This window comes from Phyllobacterium sp. P30BS-XVII (assembly GCF_014138335.1).
Classification (GTDB): Bacteria; Pseudomonadota; Alphaproteobacteria; order Rhizobiales; family Rhizobiaceae; genus Phyllobacterium; species Phyllobacterium meliloti.
The window spans coordinates 1,128,887-1,148,441 of the sequence record NZ_JACGXO010000001.1 but is presented as its reverse complement, the minus strand read 5'-3'; the positions used below and the strand labels follow the sequence as shown (position 1 = coordinate 1,148,441).

Below are 19,555 nucleotides of genomic sequence, written 5' to 3'. Positions count from 1 at the left end.
GCCACGATGAGTGGTATTCTCAAGGTTAAGTCGACGCGTCATAAAGATTCATGCAGTTGACGAGATGGAGTGAGGATGACCGGTCAACACCCGGACCAACGGGACGCTGAAAGGGTCAGGTTCGATATTTTCAAGAATATCGATCGCCTTCGCTTGTCCGCGTGGCTGACCATCGCCTTTGAACGGCTCTGGCCGCTGGTGCTGCCGACACTGCTCGTCATCGCATTGTTCGTGATCTTTGCCTGGTTCGGCATTTTCCGCAGCCTGCCCGATCTGGCGCGGCTTGGATTGCTGGCGCTGTTCGTGCTCTCATTGCCGGTCTGCCTCTATATCCTGCTGAAATTCCGCCTGCCTGATCATGCGGAAGTCAGCCGTCATCTCGAAGACGTCAACACACTTGATCACCAGCCCATTGCCGTCCAGTCGGAAACGATAGCCACGAGCAAGGATGATCCGTTCGCGCAAGCCTTGTGGGACGAGCACCGCAAGCGTATGGCGGAGCGCATCAAGGGTCTGAGAAGCGGCCTGCCACGCACGAATATTCCGGAAATCGACCCTTGGGGCCTGCGGGCTGTCGTCGGATTGCTCCTCGTTATCGCCTTCGCTTTTTCCGGTGGTCCGCTCGGTGGACGCCTTAGCGATGCATTCAAAAGCCACAGCGCCAGCAACGCCCTGCCGCCTCGCATTGATGCCTGGGTTACACCGCCGCGCTATACGGGCCGCCCGCCGGTTTTTCTCACCTCGGCTGCCAACAATCAGGAAAAGCAGTTCACTGTTCCGCAGAACAGCACGCTGGTTATTCGTATTATCGGCGGCACCGGCTCGGAGAAAGTCACGAAGACCCTGCCTGATGGCAAGCCCACCGAGGTCGCCATCAAGGACGCGGCAAAGCCGGAAGAGGCCACAGCTGCCAAGGATCAGCCGCGCAATTTCGAAGTGGCACTTGAGACGAACACCGCCATCAAGCTGACTGACAGCAGCAATGTCGATTCCGAATGGGCATTTACAGTTCTGCCGGATCAGCCGCCAACGATCCACTTTACCAAGGAACCATCAAGCGCTGTCAATGGCACGATGGAGCTGACATACGAGATCAAGGACGATTACGGCGCTGCCAGTGCGCAGGCGAAGGTCGAACAGATCGCGCCACCCGCCAAGGATGCGCGGCCGCTTTATGCCGCCCCTGAAATACCGCTCAGCCTTCCAAAACGCGGCGCGCAAGGCGGCGACACCAAGACCACCAAGGACCTCACCGAGCATGTCTGGGCCGGATCGGAAATCCGTATAACCCTTCTTGCAGTTGATGATGCCAAGCAGGAAGCCAGAAGCGAAACCAGAAACTGGGTCATGCCGGAGCGGCCATTCTCCAATCCGCTGGCCCGCGCGGTTGTCGAACAACGGCGTGTTCTTGCCCTCAATGCCAATACCAGGACTGATGTGCTCAACATGCTGGATGCCATCACCCTCTGGCCTGAGGAAACCATCAAGAACCCGACCCATTATCTGGCCCTGCGCAGCATCCGCTCGCGTTTGAACATTGCCCGCAGCGATGATCAGTTGCGCGATGTCGTTGCCTATATGTGGCAGGTGGCGCGCGGTATTGAAGATGGAGCGCTCTCCGAAGCGGAACGCAGTCTGCGCGAGGCTCAGGAAGCATTGCGGCAGGCGATCGAACAGAATGCCAGCCCCGAGGAAATCGAAAAGCGCATGGCCGATCTGCGCAAGGCCATGAACAAATATATGCGCGAGCTTGCCCAGCAGGCGCAGCGTAACCCGAAGATGGCGCAGGCCGATCCCAATGCGCGCGAATTGCGGCAGGAGGATATTGACCGCATCCTCAAGCAGATCGAGGAACTGGCCAAACAGGGATCAAAGGAGCAGGCCCAGCAATTGCTGGAGCAGCTCAATGACATGCTGAACAATCTGCAGATGCGTCAGGCTCAGGGCAAAGATGGCCAGGGCGATTCAATGAAGCAGCAGATGAACAAGCTCGGCGACCTGATGCGACGCCAGCAGCAAACAATGAATGAGACGCACCGGCTGGAACAGCAGCGCCAGAACGGCATGATGCAGGACAATGGCCAGATGGGGCAGGATGGCCAGCAGGGCCAGATGTCCGAGGAAGAGATAGCCAAGGCACTCAAGGGCTTGCAGGAAGGTCAGGGCAAGCTTCAGTCGGACCTTCAGCAGCTGATGGATGACCTGAATGGTCAGGGCATTACGCCCAACAAGGATTTCGGCGAGGCCGGGAAATCCATGGGCGAGGCCAAAAAATCCCTCGGCGATGCGGACAGTGGACAGGCACTTGACCAGCAGAGCAACGCGCTTGATTCCCTGCGCAAGGGCGGTCAGGACATGATGAAGCAGATGCAGGCCATGGGACAGACGGGCAAGGGCAAAGGCGAGCAAGGCGGGCTCGATCCCCTCGGACGCCCGCAGGGCAAGGACGGCACCAGTTCCTATTCCGATGTCGACAGGCCCATGCTCCCCGGCGAAGCCGATATCCAGCGCGCCAAGCAGATCCTTGATGCAATCCGCCAAAGGCTCGGCAATGCGCTCAGTCCGCAGATGGAAAAGGACTATCTGGAACGTCTGCTGAAATTCGATTGACCGGGATCAGTCGCGCACGACACCCACATAGGGCAGTTGCCGGAACGAATGCCCGACATCCATGCCATAACCGACAACAAAATAATCAGGGCATTCAAAGCCTTTGAAATCCGCTTCAATATCGGTTTTGCGCTTCACGCTCTTATCGAGCAGAACGGCAATGGAAACGCTGCGCGCGCCGCGTTCCAGCATCAATTCGCGCGTAAACTTCAGCGTTTTGCCTGATTCCAGAATATCGTCGATCAGAAGTACGTCGCGGCCATGCACATCGCTGTCAATATCGCGCAAGAGCCGCACTTCCTTGCTCTCCGTGCCCTTGCCATAGCTGGAGACGGTGATGAACTCCACATCGGGCTCGGCACCGGCATCATGCATGGCGCGGATCAGATCGGCGGCGAAAATAAACGACCCCTTGAGGATCGAGATGACAAGCAGATTGTCGAAATGTTTTGCGACGATATCCTTGGCAAGCTCAAGATTGCGCGCGGCAATCGTCTCGGCGCTGAACAGAACATCGATATCTTTCTCGCCAACCTTCGGCATGCAACTTTTCCTGATTTTCCGACAAGTGAGGCTCCCTATAGCCCGATATCAGCCAGAAAAGCAAAAGCTGAACGGCTGTCAGAAAGGAAATCAATGCCCGGTGGTGGAATAACGTTGCTGCGACGGAGCAAGCGCCGTTGACCCTGATACATGCGGCTTGGCGGTATATGGCGGGCTGAACAATACATATCCGCCGCAAATCCAGAAAGTTGACGCCGCAACCAGCAGTACCAGCAGCCAGTAGGCAAAGCCGGGCATGCGCGCATCCGCCTGCTGCGACTTTTGTAGAATTGCCATACGATTGTTTGCGGGTGATCCTGCTAATGGCATGCCTTGTAAAATCTGGGGCGACAGTGACTCATACATCGCATCTTCCGCTCCCCCTTTGTCGAAGTGGAGGGAGGGTCCGATATGCGAGGCACAATCGCCGCTGGTCGTTTTAAATCGTGCAATCATGCATTTTCCGGTCGCTCTGCCATGTTGCAGTCATGTTCCTCCGAATCATGGCCCAAATCTACCGCTCAATAATTAATGTTTCGACGAACCGATGCGGCGATTGATGGGTGGTCAAATCCGTCCGCGCTGAATAAAACACGCTTGGATGAAAAACTTGGAAAGTCTCGCTTGATTCGTTTTGAGAATGTCGGTTTGCGATACGGGATGGGCCCGGAGGTTCTGCGTGATGTCAGCCTCCACATTTCACCCCGCTCGTTCCAGTTTCTGACCGGCCCTTCGGGCGCGGGCAAGACCTCGCTATTGCGTCTGCTGTTCATGACCCTCAAGCCCACACGCGGCCTTATCACGGTTTTCGGCAAGGATATTGCCACCATTTCATCGAAAGAAATGCCGATGCTGCGCCGCAGGATCGGTGTGGTGTTTCAGGACTTCCGTCTGCTCGATCATATGACGACCTATCAGAATGTCGCCCTGCCACTGCGGGTGCGCGGCAAAGAAGAGGCGACCTATCGCGCCGAAGTCGAAGAGCTGCTGCACTGGGTCGGCCTGGGTGAGCGGATGCATGTTCTGCCGCCGGTTCTGTCGGGCGGCGAGAAGCAGCGCGCCGCCATCGCCCGCGCGCTCATCGACCAGCCGGAAATCCTGCTTGCTGACGAGCCAACAGGCAATGTTGATCCGCCGCTGGCCCGCCGCCTGCTTCGCCTGTTCGGCGAGCTTAACCGTTCCGGGACCGCCGTTGTCATCGCCACTCACGATCTCACCCTTATGGATCAGGTCAATGCCCGGCGCATGATTCTGGATCAGGGGAGGCTCGATATTTATGATTGATGTCGCCCGCCTCCGGGTACTCGCCCTCGGTCTCATGGACCGGGCGATAGAGTTTGTGCGTGGCAAGACGGGTCAAGCGCCGATTGTGCCTGCGGGTAACGTCGTCGGCCATGCGCTGATGATCGTCATCGCCATCATGACGTTCCTCGCCTGCCTGACCATTGGCGCGGTCAGCCTTGTCCAGTCAACAGCTGCCACATGGCAAAGTCAGATATCGACCGAAGCCACCATCCAGATCCGTCCCGTCGAAGGACAGGATATGGAAAAGCTGCTGGTCCAGGCCAGCAAGCTGGCGGAAGGTTTTGCCGGGGTTAAATCCACCCGTGTGATTGACCGCGCGGCAACGGCCCGGCTGCTGGAGCCATGGCTTGGCACCGGGCTTAACATTGATGACCTGCCGGTTCCCCGGCTCGTGGTTGTGAGCCTCGATGAAGCCTCGCCGCCGGATTTTGCCACGCTGCGCAGCGAGCTTGTGAAGAACGTTCCCGGCGCCAGTTTCGATGATCACCGCAACTGGGTCGATCGGCTTGTCTCCATGGCCCGCTCCACGGTGCTGATCGGCATGGCAGTGCTTGGACTGGTGGTCGCGGCGACGGTTCTGACGGTTATTTTTGCCACGCGCGGCGCCATGGCCGGTAATGGTCACATCATCGAAGTGCTGCATTTTATCGGCGCGGAACAGAAATTCGTCGCGCGGCAATTCGAGCGGCATTTTTTCTGGACTGCCCTGAAAGGCGCTTTATGCGGCGGGGCGCTGGCCATTTTGATCTTCCTGATCATCGGCTGGTGGTCGTCACGTAATCTGGCAACCCCGGAAGCCGATCAGGCCACAGCTCTGTTTGGCAACTTTTCCATCGGTTCGGGCGGCTATACCGGCGTCGTCCTGATCATACTTGCAGTCAGTGTTTTGACCATGATTACAACACGAATGACAGTCATAGCGCATTTGCGGCAGGTTGATGGAAGGGCTGGCGAAAGTCACGATAACTGAACCCCGCCGATTCGATTCAATTTGATGACAAAAATTTAGGGGAGGTTTGCCGGCAAGGCCTATAAGCTCCCGGTAACATGACCCACGAACAAGGCAATGCGTGACCCGAAAATGGACGGCGCGAACGACAGCAGCAATCAACCACCCGCAGGCCCAGAAGGCCGCACCGGTGGGATCGTGTCTGCGCTGCGCAAGCGGATTGCCCGGCCGTTCTTTTTGCTCGGGGTTCTGGCGCTCGGCCTGTTCCTTGGCGGCTTCATTGTTTTCAGCGATCATGTCAGCACCATGCAGACACCGGATCTGGTGGAACCGGCGGATGGTATCGTCGTTCTGACCGGCGGCTATTCGCGCATTGAAGGCGCTCTCGATCTCCTCAAGAACAAACGCGGCGAGCGGCTTTTCATCAGCGGCGTGCATCCTTCCACCAAACGCGGCGAATTGCAGCGGGTGACGCGCGGCGATGCCACCTTGTTTGAATGTTGTGTCGATATCGATCGCTCCGCCATGGATACAATCGGCAATGCATCCGAAAGCATCAAATGGGCCAAGGCCAATCACTATAGCCGCGTCATCGTGGTCACCAATAATTACCACATGCCCCGCACTCTGGTTGAACTCAGACGCGCCTCGCAGGATATCGAATTCATCCCCTACCCCATCGTCAACAGCGATCTGCGCAACGGCGACTGGCTGGCCCGTGGGCAGGTCGTGCGCGTGCTTGTGGTGGAATATGTAAAATATCTTGGTGCTGTCATTCGGTCGGCTCTGCCGGATAATCTATCGGCTGTCACACAAACCCTCGTCCGTTGGGTCAAAGACGTCTGATAGTGGTTCACGGCGAGGTCAACTTGCTGTAACGAAGACCTATCCAACCGCCATGACCGGGACCCCCATGACGATCATCCGATCAATTGTTTTCAACATCGCCTTTTATATCAATCTGATCGTTCAGATGATTATCTTCACCCCTTATTATTTCCTCAGCCCGCGCAAAAATGCGTGGAGCGTGCCGAAGAACTGGGCGAAGTCCAACCATTGGTTGCAGAAGGTACTGGCGGGCACCGATCACGTCATCGAGGGCCTCGAGAATATCCCTGACGGTCCCTATATTTGCGCGCCAAAGCACCAGTCCTTCTGGGATGCCTACGCGTTCCTGCCGCAGATTGCCGATCCGGTTTACATCCTCAAACGCGAGTTGATGTGGATACCGCTGTTCGGTTGGTACATTCTCAAGATGAAGATGGTGCCGATTGACCGCGGCAAGCGCTCCGTTGCCATGAAGGCGGCTGTCCGGGGCGCGCGGGACGCGGTTTCGCAAGGGCGCCAGCTGATGATCTATCCGGAAGGCACACGCACGGCCCCCGGCGCACCGCCAGCCTATAAATATGGCGTGGCGCATATCTACAGCGAACTTGGTGTGCCTGTTTTGCCCATTGCCCATGTCGCCGGCCTGTACTGGCCGCGCCGCAAATTCCGGCGCTTTCCCGGCACAATACGCTGCCGCATCCTGCCACCAATCCGGCCGGGTCTGGATGCGGAGGCTTTCCTGCGAAAGCTGCAGGAGGTGACGGAAGCCGCCTGTGACGAACTGTTGATTGAAGCAGCCAGATCAGACAATCCACCACCCATGCCGCCAACAGCAGTGCAGCGGTTGAAGGAACTTGGGGTGACGATCTGAAGCTTCAGGCCTCCTTGCATGAATAGTGTGCGTGGTTCGTTAGGCTCACCATGAGGGAGATGGGTGATCGATAGTCGCCAACGCTGCAGAATAAGGCACCCTGCAATCCACCTATCTCCGTCATCCTCGGGCTTGACCCGAGGACCCACACTTTAAAAGCGCCGGGCATTCAGGTTCGTTCGAACTCAATTCATGGGTCCTCGGGTCAAGCCCGAGGATGACAGTGGGGTGAGTTTGTGAGGAGTTAAATTCTGCAACATAGGTGACATTCTGCAACGCTGGCGATTATCGTTGCATCCTCACTCTCCCTCATGGTTGTTATGTCGAACCACGAACCACACCCCACCACGCACCCTAAATTGCACCTATCCCTGCTTGCTATCAATTGCAGCCACCAGCGTTTCAAACCAGTGGTCGCGAATATTCATCTTGCGCATGTGCTCCAGCGTGCTGTGAACATAGTCCTCGTTGCGGCCTGACTGGCCAACCGAACCGCGCACAGCAGCAGCGGCTTGCTCCACAGTCAGCGCACCGGCATATTGCACATGTTTGCGGTCGACCACATAGGTCAGCGCTTCGACCTTGCGTCCGTCCTTGAGACGCACCGCCAGCCGCTTTTCCAGATAAACATTCGTTACCAGTTCCCGCTCGCGCAGATAGGACACAACTTCCTCCTGGAGATCGCCGGGAACCCGGAAGGCGAGGCCGAGACATGAACCGCCGTGATCAAGCCCAAGCACCAGTCCAGGACGCTCCGGCGTGCCGCGATGCACATAGGAATGCACGCAAAGCGCCCGGCGGTAGCCATGAAGACGCGCATGCATCGTTTCAACATGTGCAAAGCCGGGCTTCCACATGAGAGACCCATAGCCAAAGACCCAAAAATCGCCCATATCCGTCCTGATAGCTGTGCTTCGATGCGAAGCTTCTTTACTGACCGATAGCGAGACACGGACCATGACGTCAAGGACTCCAGACAAAAGCTACAATGCCGGAAGGCGCATCCGTTTCCTTGCCGCAGGTATCGTCATTGTCGGCCTGCTCTATACGGGCGGATGGTATTATCTCGCCAATATGCTGGAAACGCGCGTTGCCACCAATATTGCCGGTCTGCAAGCCAAGGGCATCAACGCCGCCTGCGAAAATGCCGGGGCCAGTGGCTATCCCTTCCGCCTCGGTCTCAACTGCTCCAGCGTTTCATGGGTTGATCAGGCCAAGAATGTTTCGGTTCATACGGGTGCTTTCCGCTCGGCCGCGCAGATCTATGCGCCATTCCACATCGTCAGCGAGGTTGACAGCCCTGCCTCGGTCAGCGTGCCGGGTATGGCACCGCTTGATCTGAACTGGGATAATCTCAAATCGAGCGTTCGGCTTGATAAACCTATTCCCCGTCGTCTCTCGGTTGAGGGGCGCAATGTCGTGATCAACCAGCACAATCCAGATGGTGCCGGTACACCATTGGCAACGCTGAAGGATGGCCAGCTGCATTTCCGCGCCATCGAGCCTGTTATGGACATTGCACTGTCCTTCAGCAGTCTGAAAATTGCCGACAACACCGTTTACGACAAGCCCTTGCCGGAACTGACTGGCGCAGCCGATATCCAGCTGGCAAATGGTTTTGCCCTGATTGGCAAGCCGGAGCGCGATCTGTCGGTCTTGCGCGGACAGTCCGGCATGCTGCGCCGTGTTGATCTCGCTTTGCCCGATGGTAGTGGCATTGCTATTTCAGGGCCGTTTTCCGTGGCGGATGATGGCCGTATCAGCGGTGACTTCAAGATAACCATGCGCAATCCTGAAAGCGTCGCCAGCACCATGAAAAATGTGCTCCCCGGTCAGGACAAGATCATTTCATCCGTGGTGCAGGCCATGGCCTTTGTGCCGAAGGATGCCAGCGGCGCCCCCACCCTTCCCGTCACTGTGAAAAACGGGAAGATGTCGGTGGGCTTCATTAGTATCGGGCGCTTGCCGTCATTATGAGGGTATAAAGGTTGGCTGCCGGGTTGGCTGCGATACTTCACCTCAAATCAACGCCGGAGCGCTGGTAAAGCACCCGTTGTTTCAACCCGGTGAGCTTCCTGAGCTTGCCCGCGCCACACGACATCAAGAACTTGAAGCGCTGGCCTTCTGCCGGCCGAAATCGGGCGCATCCACTTCCTGACCCGCATCGATAATCCCGCGTCTGACGGCACGGGTGCGGGTGAAGAGATCGAACAACGCATCGCCATCACCCCAGCGGATCGACCGCTGCAGCGAGGCAAGGTCTTCGGAAAACCGCGCCAGCATTTCAAGAATTGCATCCTTGTTATGCAGGCACACATCGCGCCACATGGTCGGGTCCGAAGCCGCAAGGCGGGTGAAGTCGCGAAAGCCGGAAGCGGAATATTTGATCACTTCCGAATTGGTCACTTCTTCCAGATCACTCGCCGTACCGACAATGTTGTAGGCAATGATATGCGGCAAATGCGAAACAATGGCCAGCACCCGGTCATGGTGCGTGGGGTCCATCGTATCCAGACGCGAACCGCAGGCTTCCCAGAATTTGGTCAGCCGGTCGAGCGCGACAGGATCAGTCCCCTCAAGCGGGGTCAGAATGCACCAGCGATTGGAGAAGAGTTCGGCAAAGCCCGCATCGGGGCCTGAATATTCCGTACCCGCCAGCGGGTGGCCTGGAATGAAATGGACGTCTGCGGGCAGTTCCGGCTGCATCTGCGCGATGACCGAGCCCTTGGTCGAACCGACATCGGTGACGATTGCACCCGGTTTCAGCGATCCGGCAATATGTTTGGCAACAGCACCGGATGAACCAACGGGCACGGAAATGATGACGAGATCGGCATTCCTGACCGCCTCGGCGCTGTCGAGGACGTAGCTGTCACCAAGGCCAAGCGCCTCTGCGCGTTTCAGCGTGCTTTCGCTGCGGGTTGAGATGACGATGTGATCGGCCAGACCTTCGCGTTTGATGACGCGCGCCAGCGACGAACCGATCAGACCAATGCCGATCAGTGCAATTGTATCGAAATGAATTTTAGACATTTGCTACTTCATGAATTCGGAGAGTGCAGCGACTACGCCGCGATTGGCTTCCTCGGACCCAATGGTAAGGCGCAGCGCGTTCGGGAATCCGTAGCCCGTAACGCGGCGCAAAATATAGCCTCGACTGGTGAGATAGGCATCGGCCTTTTCCGCCGACTTCGCCGCATCATCAGGAAAGTGGACGAGCAGGAAATTGCCAACCGACGGTGTTACCCGCAGGCCCAGTGCCGAGAGTTCATACGTCAACCATGGCAGCCACTTTTCGTTGAAGGCGATAGCCTTATCCACATGCGCGCGGTCGCGGATAGCCGCAGCACCCGCAGCGATGGCAGCGGAATTCAGGTTGAACGGACCACGGATACGGTTGACCGCATCAATGACATGCGCAGGCGCGAACATCCAGCCAATGCGCAACGCGGCAAGGCCGTGGATTTTCGAGAAAGTGCGGGTCATCACGACGTTTTCGAACGATGAGACAAGTTCAACACCGGCTTCGTAATCATTTCGGCGCACATATTCCGCATAGGCCGCATCAACCACGAGCAGCACATTCTTTGGCAAGCCCGCATGCAGACGCCGCACCTCTCCGAACGGAATATAGGTGCCGGTCGGGTTATTCGGATTGGCAAGGAACACGATCTTGGTCTGCGGTGTCACCGCAGCAAGAATGGCGTCGACTTCCGCCTGCTCATTCTTTTCCTTGGCAATAACCGGCGTTGCGCCAGCGGCCATGACGTAAATCTTGTACACCATGAAACCGTGCTCGGTGTAAATGGCTTCATCGCCCGGTGCGAGATAGGTCTGGCACAACAGGCCAAGCAGTTCGTCCGAGCCATTGCCGCACAGAATATTATCGGCGTTCAGGCCATGAACATCGGCAATTGCCTTCTTGAGCAGCGCAGCCTGACCATCCGGATAGATTTCAAGGCGTTCAGAGGCAGCATGATAGGCCTCGGTCGCGTGCTTGCTCGCGCCCAGAGGGGTTTCATTGGAAGAGAGCTTATAGACCTTGGCAACACCGGGAGCCGATTCCTTGCCGGGCGTATAGGCGGCAATATCGAGAATGCCGGGCTTCGGAGTAGGACGCGTGTCTTTCAATGTGGTTGTCATGATTCTCAAGATCCGTAGCATCGTTGAAATCGATGGTCATTGCAGGCGAGCCTTTTCTGTTCAAACAGGAAAGGCTCAAGTCACGGGGCATAACCGCCAATAGGCCCGATGTCGAGCCCAACTTGCGACACGCGACCTCGAAAATCAAAGAAACCATTGACTTTGCGGGTAGCGCGACCATAGCTAACCACCCATAAAGATATAACCATGTGAACATGACCAAGCCAAGCAAAGCGCCCGCCGGTAACGACCAGAGAAGTCAGGAAGCGACAAATCCCCATAGTCCTGTGGTGGATTTTGGCGCCGACAAGCCGTTGCGTCTCGATAGCGGTGTTGTGCTTTCGCCATTTCGCATCGCGTATCAGAGCTATGGTACGCTCAATTCAGACAAGTCGAATGCCATCCTCATCTGCCATGCGCTAACAGGCGACCAGCATGTGGCAAATGTCCACCCTGTAACCGGCAAGAATGGCTGGTGGGAGACGCTTGTTGGACCCGGCAAGCCTGTGGATACGGACCGTTTCTTCGTTATCTGTTCCAATGTGCTTGGCGGCTGTCTTGGCTCCACAGGCCCAGCCTCAATCAACCCCGCCACGGGCACGCCCTATGCGCTTGACCTGTCGATCATCACCATTGCCGATATGGTGCGGGCACAGGCCATGCTGGTCGACCATTTCGGCATCAAGCAGTTGTTTGCTGTCGTTGGCGGTTCCATGGGCGGCATGCAGGTGCTCGAATGGGCTTCCAGCCATTCCGACCGGGTTTTTTCCGCCGTTGCCATTGCCACCGGTGCTCGCCACTCCTCGCAGAACATTGCGTTCCATGAAGTGGGCCGTCAGGCCGTCATGGCGGACCCTGAGTGGAAGGAAGGCCGCTATCTGGAACAAGGCACCATCCCACGCAAAGGCCTCTCCGTGGCCCGCATGGCGGCGCATATCACCTATCTGTCGGAAACGGCCCTGCACCGCAAATTCGGACGCAACCTGCAGGACCGGCAGAATGTGACTTTTGGTTTTGATGCGGATTTCCAGATCGAGAGCTATCTGCGCCATCAGGGCATGTCGTTCGTTGATCGTTTCGATCCCAATTCCTACCTCTATATGACCCGCGCCATGGATTATTTCGATCTGGCGGCGGAGCATCAGGGGCGGCTGGCCGAGGCCTTTGCCGGATCAAAGACGCGTTTCTGCATTGTTTCCTTCACCAGCGACTGGCTGTTTCCAACCAGCGAAAGCCGCACCGTTGCCCATGCGCTGAATGCCGCCGGTGTGTCCGTATCGTTCGTCGAAATCGAGACGGATCGTGGCCATGACGCTTTCCTGCTGGATGAGCCGGAGATGTTTTCGGCCATTAATGGTTTCATCCGCTCCGCAGCGCGCGCCAAGGGGCTTTTGCAACCATGAGCATCAACACCACAACCCGCGTCGACTTTGATGTCATCGCATCACTGGTTAAACCCGGCGCACGGGTGCTTGATGTCGGCTGCGATGATGGCCAATTGCTCGAACTGTTGCAGAATACCAAGAATGTCGACGGGCGCGGTGTCGAACTGTCGCAGAAGGGTGTCAATGAATGCGTGGCGCGCGGCCTTTCGGTCATTCAGGGCGATGCGGATAGCGATCTGAAATATTATCCCGATGATGGCTTTGACTATGTGATCCTGTCGCAGACATTGCAGGCCACCCGCAATCCGAAGAATGTTTTAAGCGAACTTCTGCGTATCGGCGAAAAGGCTATCGTATCCTTCCCGAATTTCGGCCATTGGCGCATGCGCGCTTCGCTGCTGGTCAATGGCCGCATGCCGGTGACGGAAGAACTGCCCTATAGCTGGTACGACACGCCCAACATCCATTTCTGCACCATCAATGATTTTGTCGACATGACAAAGGAAGTCGGCGCGCAGGTGGAAACAGCTGTGGCCCTGAATGCATTGGGCCAGAGACTTGGTTTCAATATGCCCTGGGGTTTCTGGAACCTCTTTGGCCAACAAGCGGTGTTTTTGCTGAGACGTTGAGCGCTGCCGCTGCTTGGGTGGTCCGTGGTGCGTGGTTCGACAAGCTCACCATGAGGGAGATGGGTGATGAAAGGGAGCCAAGTTCTGCAAGGCTGGTGATTAGCGTTACAGCACCTCACTCCCTCATGGTGAGCTTGTCGAACCACGAACCACACTTCAGTTCACGCAAACTGTTCAACCCTCATCATGAAGCTTATGATGCATCGCGGTGCCCTGTGGCGACAACACTGGCACGAAAACGCGGCGTGACGAACGCTTGGCCACCGGCAAGCCCTGATAAATTCGCTTTTGTGCTTCCACGATAAGCACACCCGAAAAAACAGGCCAAAAACGCCGTCCGATCCGCTCGAACAATCCGGAAGGACGCATTATCCAGCGCTTTGATGATGGCGGAAAAAACAGGGCCTCGGCCCATGGCCCCGGCGTGAAATTGGTTTCCCGCAAAATACGGATCAGCTGCCCGCGGCTATAGGGCCGCCCGCTGCCAAACGGCGTATGTTCGAAACGCGCCCAGAGCCCGCGCCGGTTCGGCACGACAATGACAAGCCTGCCATTGGGCGCGAGCGCCCGCCACATTTCTTTCAGGGTTTCGCGCGGGTCTTCCGCATGTTCAAGCGCATGCACCATCAAAATACGGTCCACGGCAGAGTCAGGCAGCGGTAAATCTTCTTCAAACACCAGTGCCGTGGATGAGGCTTCGGCTGGCGGCCAGCTGATGGCGCCCTGCCCGGCAGGCATGAAGGCAAAGGTTCGCTCGGTGTCGCCGCGAAACCGGTCGAGATAGGGCACGACATAGCCAAGACCAACGAGGCGCTCCCCCGGCAATTTCGGCCAGATCGGCACAAGAGCCATGGAAATCGCCCGCTCGGTCAGATGACCAAGAGTGGAAGCATAGAAGGCGCGAAGATCGATAATGTCGAGATGCATGGGATCAGCCTAGAACAACGGATATTCAAATGGAACCATCTGACTATCCGTTGTTCCAGATGGCAAATCATAACATCAAGAAAATGGCTTGAAGATGGGTTGCACCTTGGAGACAGCTGGCTATCCTGACGGCAAAGTTCAAACCGCACAGGCCCTCCCATGTCGAATCTCCAGATAGAACAATTCACCGCGCTCAGCGATAATTTCGGCGTGTTGATCCACGATCCTGAAACCGATCTTACGGCATCCATCGACGCGCCGGAGGAAAAGCCCGTATTGGAAGCCCTGAAACGCCGGGGCTGGAAACTCACGCATATTTTCTCGACCCATCACCACAATGATCATGTCGGTGCCAATCTGGCGCTGAAAAACCGTTTCAAGCTGGAAATTCTCGGTCCTGATGCGGAGAAGGCCAATATACCGGGCATTGACCGGACGCTGAAACACGGCGATCATTTCCGCTTCGGCAATTTTGACGTCGAGGTCATTTCGACACCCGGCCATACGGCGGGCGAGATTTCTTACTATATCCCCGATGCGAAGGTCGTCTTCACCGGCGATACGCTGTTTTCACTCGGTTGCGGGCGCCTGTTCGAGGGAACCCCGGCGACCATGTTCAAATCCTTGAACCATCTGGTCAAGCTGCCGGTCGATACCCAGATCTATTGCGGCCATGAATATACGGAAAGCAATGCACGGTTCGCCGTAACCATCGATCCGGATAATTCGGCGCTGAAGGAGCGGGTAAAGGAGGTATACGCCCTGCGTGAAGCGGGCTTGCCGACCCTGCCCACCACCATCCTGCGGGAAATGGCCACCAATCCATTCCTGCGCTGGCACGATCCGGCAATCCGTCGAAACCTGAAACTGGAAAATGCCAGTGACGAGGCTGTTTTCACTGAAATCCGCAAGCGGAAGGATAATTTTTGATGACATTGACCGCAGATCAAATCCGCAACGCGCTCGGGCTGGAACGGCATCCGGAAGGCGGAGCCTATATCCAGACATTTCGCGACAATCAGGGCGACTGGCCGGTTGGCGGGCGCGGGCATTCCACAGCCATATATTTTCTTCTGGAAAAGGCCGAGGTGTCTGCCTGGCACCGGGTAAAGGATGCGGCGGAGGTCTGGCACTGGTATGGCGGCGCACCGCTGGCGCTCACCATTGCCGAGGAAGGCGGCCCGCACGAAACCCACAGGCTCGGGCTTGATCTCCTCGCCGGGGAACGCCCGCAAGCCGTGGTTCCCGCCGGGCAGTGGCAGACGGCCAAATCGCTTGGCGACTGGACGCTTGTCGGCTGCACGGTTGCGCCGGGCTTTGAGTTTGCCCAGTTCGAACTGGCCGAACCGGGCTGGCAGCCCTAGGGCTTCGGTTTGCGCAAGATCATCTCCTTGGCGGCAAGCACCGCGCCAAGGGTGATAAGCAGACAGGCGACGGGAACTCGAACCGTTGGCTCTGCCGCGCCTGCTATAATCAGCACCAGCGTCGACAAAAGCGGCGATGCATAGCTCAACGCGCCCAGAACCTGAATATTGCCGCGCTTGACACCAAAGTCCCAGCAGTAAAACGCCGCGCCGACGGGGAAAAGCCCAAGCCCAAGCACCGCCAGCCATTGCGTTGGCGATTGGGGCCATACGGTCTCTTCAAGCCGCAAATGCGCAATCAGCGACAAAACAGACGTTACCAGGCAGAATCCTGTCACCGCATCGGTGGGCACGCTGGCAAAGCGCCGCGACAGCAGCGAATAGGCAGCCCATGTGATCGCGCAGAGCCCGGCCATCGCGTAACCAAAGGCAGATTTGGCTTCAAAGCCGACATTGCCGCCCTTGGTGATGATCAGCACCGTACCGGCAAGGCCGAGCAATGTTCCCGCCACATGAAACCAGCGTAGGCGCTCGCCCGGCATCAGCGCCGAGCCGACCACGATGAACAGCGGCCAGAGATAGGCAATGAGGCTTGCATCAACCGCAGGCGCATTGCGCAGGGCAGTAAAGTAAAGGAAATGATAGCCGAACAGGCCGACAACGCCGAGCAACCAGACTTTTGCCGGTTGGCGCAGATGCTTTGCGGCGCCCGGCCGCCAGAGCCATGAAATCAGCCCGAGGCTGGCACCAATGGCAAATGTCATGGCTGTCAGCTGAAACGGCGGCACCTTGCCCGACATATCGGTGAAAAGTGCGAGCATCGCCCACATGATTACCGCAAGAAACCCGACAAACGTAGCCACGCGCCGCCCCCATTAGGAAAGAGCGGCGCCCCTGCCGCTTCTATTGCATCTTTTCAAAACGGGTCGCGTAAACGGTAACCGTTCCAATCTGCGTGCTGATCTTTGCCTGCACGGGCGAATAGATACCGGACTTGCCGAGCGATGCAAAGGTGAGACTGATCTTGCTCTTGTTTTTCAGATATTCGATCGCATCGCGACCCTGCCGGTAGCCGCCGATGGGAATGAATTTGACCGAGCAGGTGACAGCATCACCCTTGAAACCTTTGGTAGAGAACGGTTGTGGAGCGCCCACGGGAGAAAGCTTAAGGTCGACCCGCGTCTGCCCGTCATAAAGATGCAAAGTCTGGGTGCAGACCTGACCGATACTATCGGCTGCGACCATGACGCCCGAAATCGGGTCTGCGGCGCCCAGCAGGGACTCAGGCGCAAGCTCCACCCATTTGTCTTTCTTTTGAACGGGCGGAACATTGGTGGTCTCGGTCACATTGCCTTTCGCGAAGGCAATCGAAGTGCTCTTGTCTTTCTTGCCATGCCTGTATTTGACCACATAGGAGTTCGGCACTGCTCCGGTTTTGGTAAATTGACCTTTGACGTCGATCGTACCTTTGGTGTCGTCAAACACCGTAACCAGTCCTGAACTGCGCAAACTGCCCGAGACTTCATAGGCACCGTCCGCAACGCGGGTCGTGAAGTACGACTTGGCGATTGTCAGGCCAAGCAGGGAAACCCGGTAGTCGGATTTGTAGCTTTCCTCTGCGCTGGCGGGTGCTGCACAGAGAATCGCCAATAATGACGCCGCAGCCAACACTGTCTTCCCGTAGCCGGGCCGCTGAATGGGACCAGTCATGTCCTGCTCCTAAGTCGTATATGTAAGAATTGCCTGTGGTGAGACCGTACAAAGCAGGCAAAGTTGTGTTAAACATTACGCGAGGTCGGTTAAATACACAAAACCAGAGCACAAGCACACTTGACGCGCGCGGCTCATATCACTATAGAAACGCGACTTCCCAATAGGCCGCCTGTCCGATAAGCGCGCCGCTGCACGGCGACGTGTGATGGTAAAAAGAACATTCGGGCTATAGGTAATGAATTTTGAAGGTGAGACCCAAATGTCCCGCACATGTGAATTGACCGCTAAATCGGTACAGTACGGCAACAATGTGAGCCACGCGAACAACAGAACGCGCCGCCGCTTCCTGCCAAACCTGTGCCACGTTACGCTGATCTCGGAAGCTCTCGGTCAGAGCTTCCGTCTGCGTGTTTCGGCCCATGCCCTGCGCACCGTTGAACATCGCGGTGGTCTGGATGCATTCTTGAACAAGGCTGACGAGAAGGAGTTGTCACAGCGTGCCCGCCTCCTGAAGCGCCAGATTGCCAAGAAGTCGGCTGAAGTGCCTGTTGCTGCCTGATCGGGCAACACGGCTCTAAAATTATAATCGCTTGAGGCCAGCCTATGCTGGCCTTATTGTTGCTGGTTCCATTACCCAGGATAAAAAAATGCCGCTTTCGCGCGCCTATACCGTTTCGGATTTCATTTTCCCTGTTCTCGCCATGTGCGCCGTCGTGGCTGCATCCAATATATTGGTGCAGTATCCGTTCCAGCATTTCGGATTGGGCGAAATCCTGACCTACGGGGCCTTTACCTATCCCATCGCCTTCCTTGTCAATGATCTGTCGAACCGCCGCTTTGGGCCGGAATTCGCCCGCAAGGTCGTCTATGCCGGTTTCTTCATCGCGGTGATTCTGTCGATCTGGCTGGCAACGCCGCGCATTGCAATCGCATCGGGCACGGCATTTCTTTGCGCTCAGTTGCTCGACATCACGGTGTTCAGCAAGCTCCGTCGACTGACATGGTGGAAAGCACCATTTGCATCGGCCGTCTTCGGCTCGCTGCTTGATACGCTCTTGTTCTTCTCCATCGCCTTTGCCGCGCAATTTGCATGGATCGATACGGCCACGGGACACGCCGATTCGTCGCTGGCAACGCTCGTGCCCTTTTTTGGCGGCCAGATTCCCCTGTGGGCATCGCTCGGTTTCGGTGATCTGATGGTCAAGATTGTCATGGCTGTGGTGATGCTGGTGCCCTATGGCGCGATCCTTGCCATTTTCGCCCCGGCGATCTATTCGGCCAACCGAAATTCCAAATAGAGATTTCTCTGCAGGATCGACGTGTTGTCGTCGGAGATCATTGAGATGCGGGTCGAGCCATCCCCGGCCCGCCAGACAGCCAGACCTTCCATATTGTCGATCTGATCACGCATATCCGCCTCAAGGATGAACAGACCATCGACAGTCGCACCCGGCTTGATATCGGCAGCGGCAATGCGGCGGATGCGCAGCATGACGCCGCTGGCAAGATTGAACCGGCGCTCCAGCAGCAGCAGGTCGCCATTGGGCAGGAAATCCCCGTCGCTGATATCGAAACTATCCAGCCGCTTGACGAAGAAGATGCCCTTGCCGGGCCCTTCCAGCACTGCGGCATAGATATCACCCGCCTTGTTGATGCTCTTTTCTGTAACTGTGATCCGCGCGCCCTTCAACGGGCTTGCCGCCGGCGCGTAGGCGACCGTTTCAAAACCGCGATTGTTGCGCAGTTCGGTTTTCGGAACAGGAAGCGGCAGATCTTTCGGCCGTGAGGCGAAATCCTTCAGATCAAGATCAAACTCGGCAATGCGGTGGATACGCTCGAACGAGACCGTAACCGTTTTGCCTGAAACGGCCATGCCTTCCGCATCCGCATTGCGTTTGCCTTCAACGGCATTGCCTTTGGCATCCTGGATCGGAGCCAGACGAAAATCACTGACGGAGATTGGAACACCCTTTGCATCCCGCTGCATGTCGCCCGCATACCAGAATCCTGTGTCGGTGATGCCGAGAAAGGATTTGCCCTGATCGAGATAGCGGAACGCCGACATGCCGCCAAAATTGCCATTGCTGGATCGCAGTTCCAGACCGCCGACAAATTCGAGATCGCCGAAGCGGGTTTCAGTCGAACCAATGCGGAAATAGGCAACAGGCCGAGCCGTGACCACTGCCGTTGCAACGGCATTTGTTTGCGCGAGGGATGGCAACGCACACAGAACCGCAAGAACGGGTAAGAACCGTATGCGCCGCAAGTTCAGCGCAATACGGTTCATG

At 56.9% G+C, this 19,555-nt stretch carries 21 protein-coding genes; 12 read left to right on the top strand and 9 right to left on the bottom strand.

The features are described 5' to 3' along the window. Positions 1–75: 75 nt before the first annotated feature. Entirely contained in the window at positions 76–2,610 is a 2,535-nt protein-coding gene (locus FHW17_RS05715; RefSeq protein WP_182509373.1) for a TIGR02302 family protein, read from the top strand. Between the two features lie 6 nt (positions 2,611–2,616). On the opposite strand, the gene hpt is transcribed toward FHW17_RS05715, so the two are convergent. Together hpt and FHW17_RS05705 are read right to left on the bottom strand one after the other, a co-directional pair. Next, a complete protein-coding gene (gene hpt, locus FHW17_RS05710) occupies positions 2,617–3,153 on the bottom strand; it encodes a hypoxanthine phosphoribosyltransferase (RefSeq protein ID WP_112529738.1) in 537 nt (178 codons plus the stop codon). Positions 3,154–3,243: 90 nt separating this feature from the next. Beyond that, positions 3,244–3,609, bottom strand: coding sequence for a hypothetical protein (locus tag FHW17_RS05705; RefSeq protein ID WP_182509372.1), 366 nt, complete (start codon positions 3,607–3,609; stop codon positions 3,244–3,246). A 168-nt stretch (positions 3,610–3,777) separates the two neighbouring features. Here FHW17_RS05705 and ftsE point away from each other — a divergent pair, with 168 nt between their 5' ends. The 4 genes from ftsE (at position 3,778) to FHW17_RS05685 (ending at position 7,106) form a co-directional block, all read left to right on the top strand. After that, positions 3,778–4,437 carry a cell division ATP-binding protein FtsE gene (gene ftsE / locus FHW17_RS05700; protein ID WP_091880275.1) on the top strand — a complete coding sequence of 220 codons (660 nt, stop codon included), beginning with the start codon at positions 3,778–3,780 and terminating at the stop codon, positions 4,435–4,437. Continuing rightward, positions 4,430–5,428 carry an ABC transporter permease gene (locus tag FHW17_RS05695; protein ID WP_091880000.1) on the top strand — a complete coding sequence of 333 codons (999 nt, stop codon included), beginning with the start codon at positions 4,430–4,432 and terminating at the stop codon, positions 5,426–5,428. The genes ftsE and FHW17_RS05695 overlap by 8 nt, the downstream gene beginning before the upstream one ends. Positions 5,429–5,524: 96 nt before the next feature. Continuing rightward, positions 5,525–6,253 carry a YdcF family protein gene (locus FHW17_RS05690; RefSeq protein WP_227987815.1) on the top strand — a complete coding sequence of 243 codons (729 nt, stop codon included), beginning with the start codon at positions 5,525–5,527 and terminating at the stop codon, positions 6,251–6,253. Positions 6,254–6,320: 67 nt separating this feature from the next. Beyond that, a complete protein-coding gene (locus FHW17_RS05685) occupies positions 6,321–7,106 on the top strand; it encodes a 1-acyl-sn-glycerol-3-phosphate acyltransferase (protein ID WP_182509371.1) in 786 nt (261 codons plus the stop codon). 365 nt (positions 7,107–7,471) lie between these two features. Here FHW17_RS05685 and FHW17_RS05680 read toward each other — a convergent pair whose 3' ends face one another. Continuing rightward, positions 7,472–7,999 (bottom strand): gamma-glutamylcyclotransferase, encoded by a 528-nt coding sequence (locus FHW17_RS05680; protein ID WP_112529729.1) that lies wholly within the window; start codon positions 7,997–7,999, stop codon positions 7,472–7,474. Between the two features lie 64 nt (positions 8,000–8,063). On the opposite strand from FHW17_RS05680, the gene FHW17_RS05675 reads away from it, so the two are divergent. Continuing rightward, entirely contained in the window at positions 8,064–9,083 is a 1,020-nt protein-coding gene (locus FHW17_RS05675; RefSeq protein ID WP_112529727.1) for a DUF2125 domain-containing protein, read from the top strand. Between the two features lie 123 nt (positions 9,084–9,206). Here the strand turns inward: FHW17_RS05675 and FHW17_RS05670 are convergent, their stop codons facing one another. Together FHW17_RS05670 and hisC are read right to left on the bottom strand one after the other, a co-directional pair. Continuing rightward, positions 9,207–10,139: a prephenate/arogenate dehydrogenase family protein gene (locus FHW17_RS05670; RefSeq protein WP_182509370.1), complete on the bottom strand. Its 933-nt coding sequence runs from the start codon at positions 10,137–10,139 to the stop codon at positions 9,207–9,209. Between the two features lie 3 nt (positions 10,140–10,142). After that, positions 10,143–11,249, bottom strand: a complete 1,107-nt coding sequence (gene hisC, locus FHW17_RS05665) for a histidinol-phosphate transaminase (protein WP_182509369.1) — start codon at positions 11,247–11,249, stop codon at positions 10,143–10,145. Positions 11,250–11,464: 215 nt separating this feature from the next. Here hisC and FHW17_RS05660 point away from each other — a divergent pair, with 215 nt between their 5' ends. After that, positions 11,465–12,652, top strand: a complete 1,188-nt coding sequence (locus FHW17_RS05660; RefSeq protein WP_210275792.1) for a homoserine O-acetyltransferase — start codon at positions 11,465–11,467, stop codon at positions 12,650–12,652. Then, positions 12,649–13,263: a methionine biosynthesis protein MetW gene (gene metW / locus FHW17_RS05655; protein ID WP_112529717.1), complete on the top strand. Its 615-nt coding sequence runs from the start codon at positions 12,649–12,651 to the stop codon at positions 13,261–13,263. The genes FHW17_RS05660 and metW overlap by 4 nt, the downstream gene beginning before the upstream one ends. A gap of 174 nt (positions 13,264–13,437) precedes the next feature. Here metW and FHW17_RS05650 read toward each other — a convergent pair whose 3' ends face one another. Further along, positions 13,438–14,190: a class I SAM-dependent methyltransferase gene (locus FHW17_RS05650; protein WP_182509368.1), complete on the bottom strand. Its 753-nt coding sequence runs from the start codon at positions 14,188–14,190 to the stop codon at positions 13,438–13,440. 159 nt (positions 14,191–14,349) lie between these two features. On the opposite strand from FHW17_RS05650, the gene gloB reads away from it, so the two are divergent. Both gloB and FHW17_RS05640 read left to right on the top strand, forming a co-directional pair. Continuing rightward, positions 14,350–15,120, top strand: coding sequence for a hydroxyacylglutathione hydrolase (gene gloB, locus FHW17_RS05645; RefSeq protein WP_112529712.1), 771 nt, complete (start codon positions 14,350–14,352; stop codon positions 15,118–15,120). After that, positions 15,120–15,554: a cupin domain-containing protein gene (locus tag FHW17_RS05640; protein ID WP_182509367.1), complete on the top strand. Its 435-nt coding sequence runs from the start codon at positions 15,120–15,122 to the stop codon at positions 15,552–15,554. Before gloB ends, FHW17_RS05640 begins: the two co-directional genes overlap by 1 nt. Here the strand turns inward: FHW17_RS05640 and FHW17_RS05635 are convergent. Beyond that, the gene (locus FHW17_RS05635) at positions 15,551–16,417 is read right to left on the bottom strand and encodes an EamA family transporter (protein WP_113096834.1); all 867 of its coding nucleotides are present in this window, start codon (positions 16,415–16,417) and stop codon (positions 15,551–15,553) included. The two genes, FHW17_RS05640 and FHW17_RS05635, sit on opposite strands and share 4 nt — an antisense overlap. A gap of 40 nt (positions 16,418–16,457) precedes the next feature. Then, positions 16,458–17,264 (bottom strand): DUF3108 domain-containing protein, encoded by an 807-nt coding sequence (locus FHW17_RS05630; protein ID WP_112529704.1) that lies wholly within the window; start codon positions 17,262–17,264, stop codon positions 16,458–16,460. A 262-nt stretch (positions 17,265–17,526) separates the two neighbouring features. Here FHW17_RS05630 and rpmB point away from each other — a divergent pair, with 262 nt between their 5' ends. Next, a complete protein-coding gene (gene rpmB / locus FHW17_RS05625; RefSeq protein WP_182509366.1) occupies positions 17,527–17,826 on the top strand; it encodes a 50S ribosomal protein L28 in 300 nt (99 codons plus the stop codon). Positions 17,827–17,914: 88 nt separating this feature from the next. Next, a complete protein-coding gene (locus FHW17_RS05620) occupies positions 17,915–18,565 on the top strand; it encodes a VUT family protein (protein ID WP_182509365.1) in 651 nt (216 codons plus the stop codon). Here the strand turns inward: FHW17_RS05620 and FHW17_RS05615 are convergent. Further along, positions 18,538–19,554: an esterase-like activity of phytase family protein gene (locus FHW17_RS05615; RefSeq protein WP_182509364.1), complete on the bottom strand. Its 1,017-nt coding sequence runs from the start codon at positions 19,552–19,554 to the stop codon at positions 18,538–18,540. The genes FHW17_RS05620 and FHW17_RS05615 overlap by 28 nt on opposite strands. Position 19,555 lies beyond the last annotated feature (1 nt).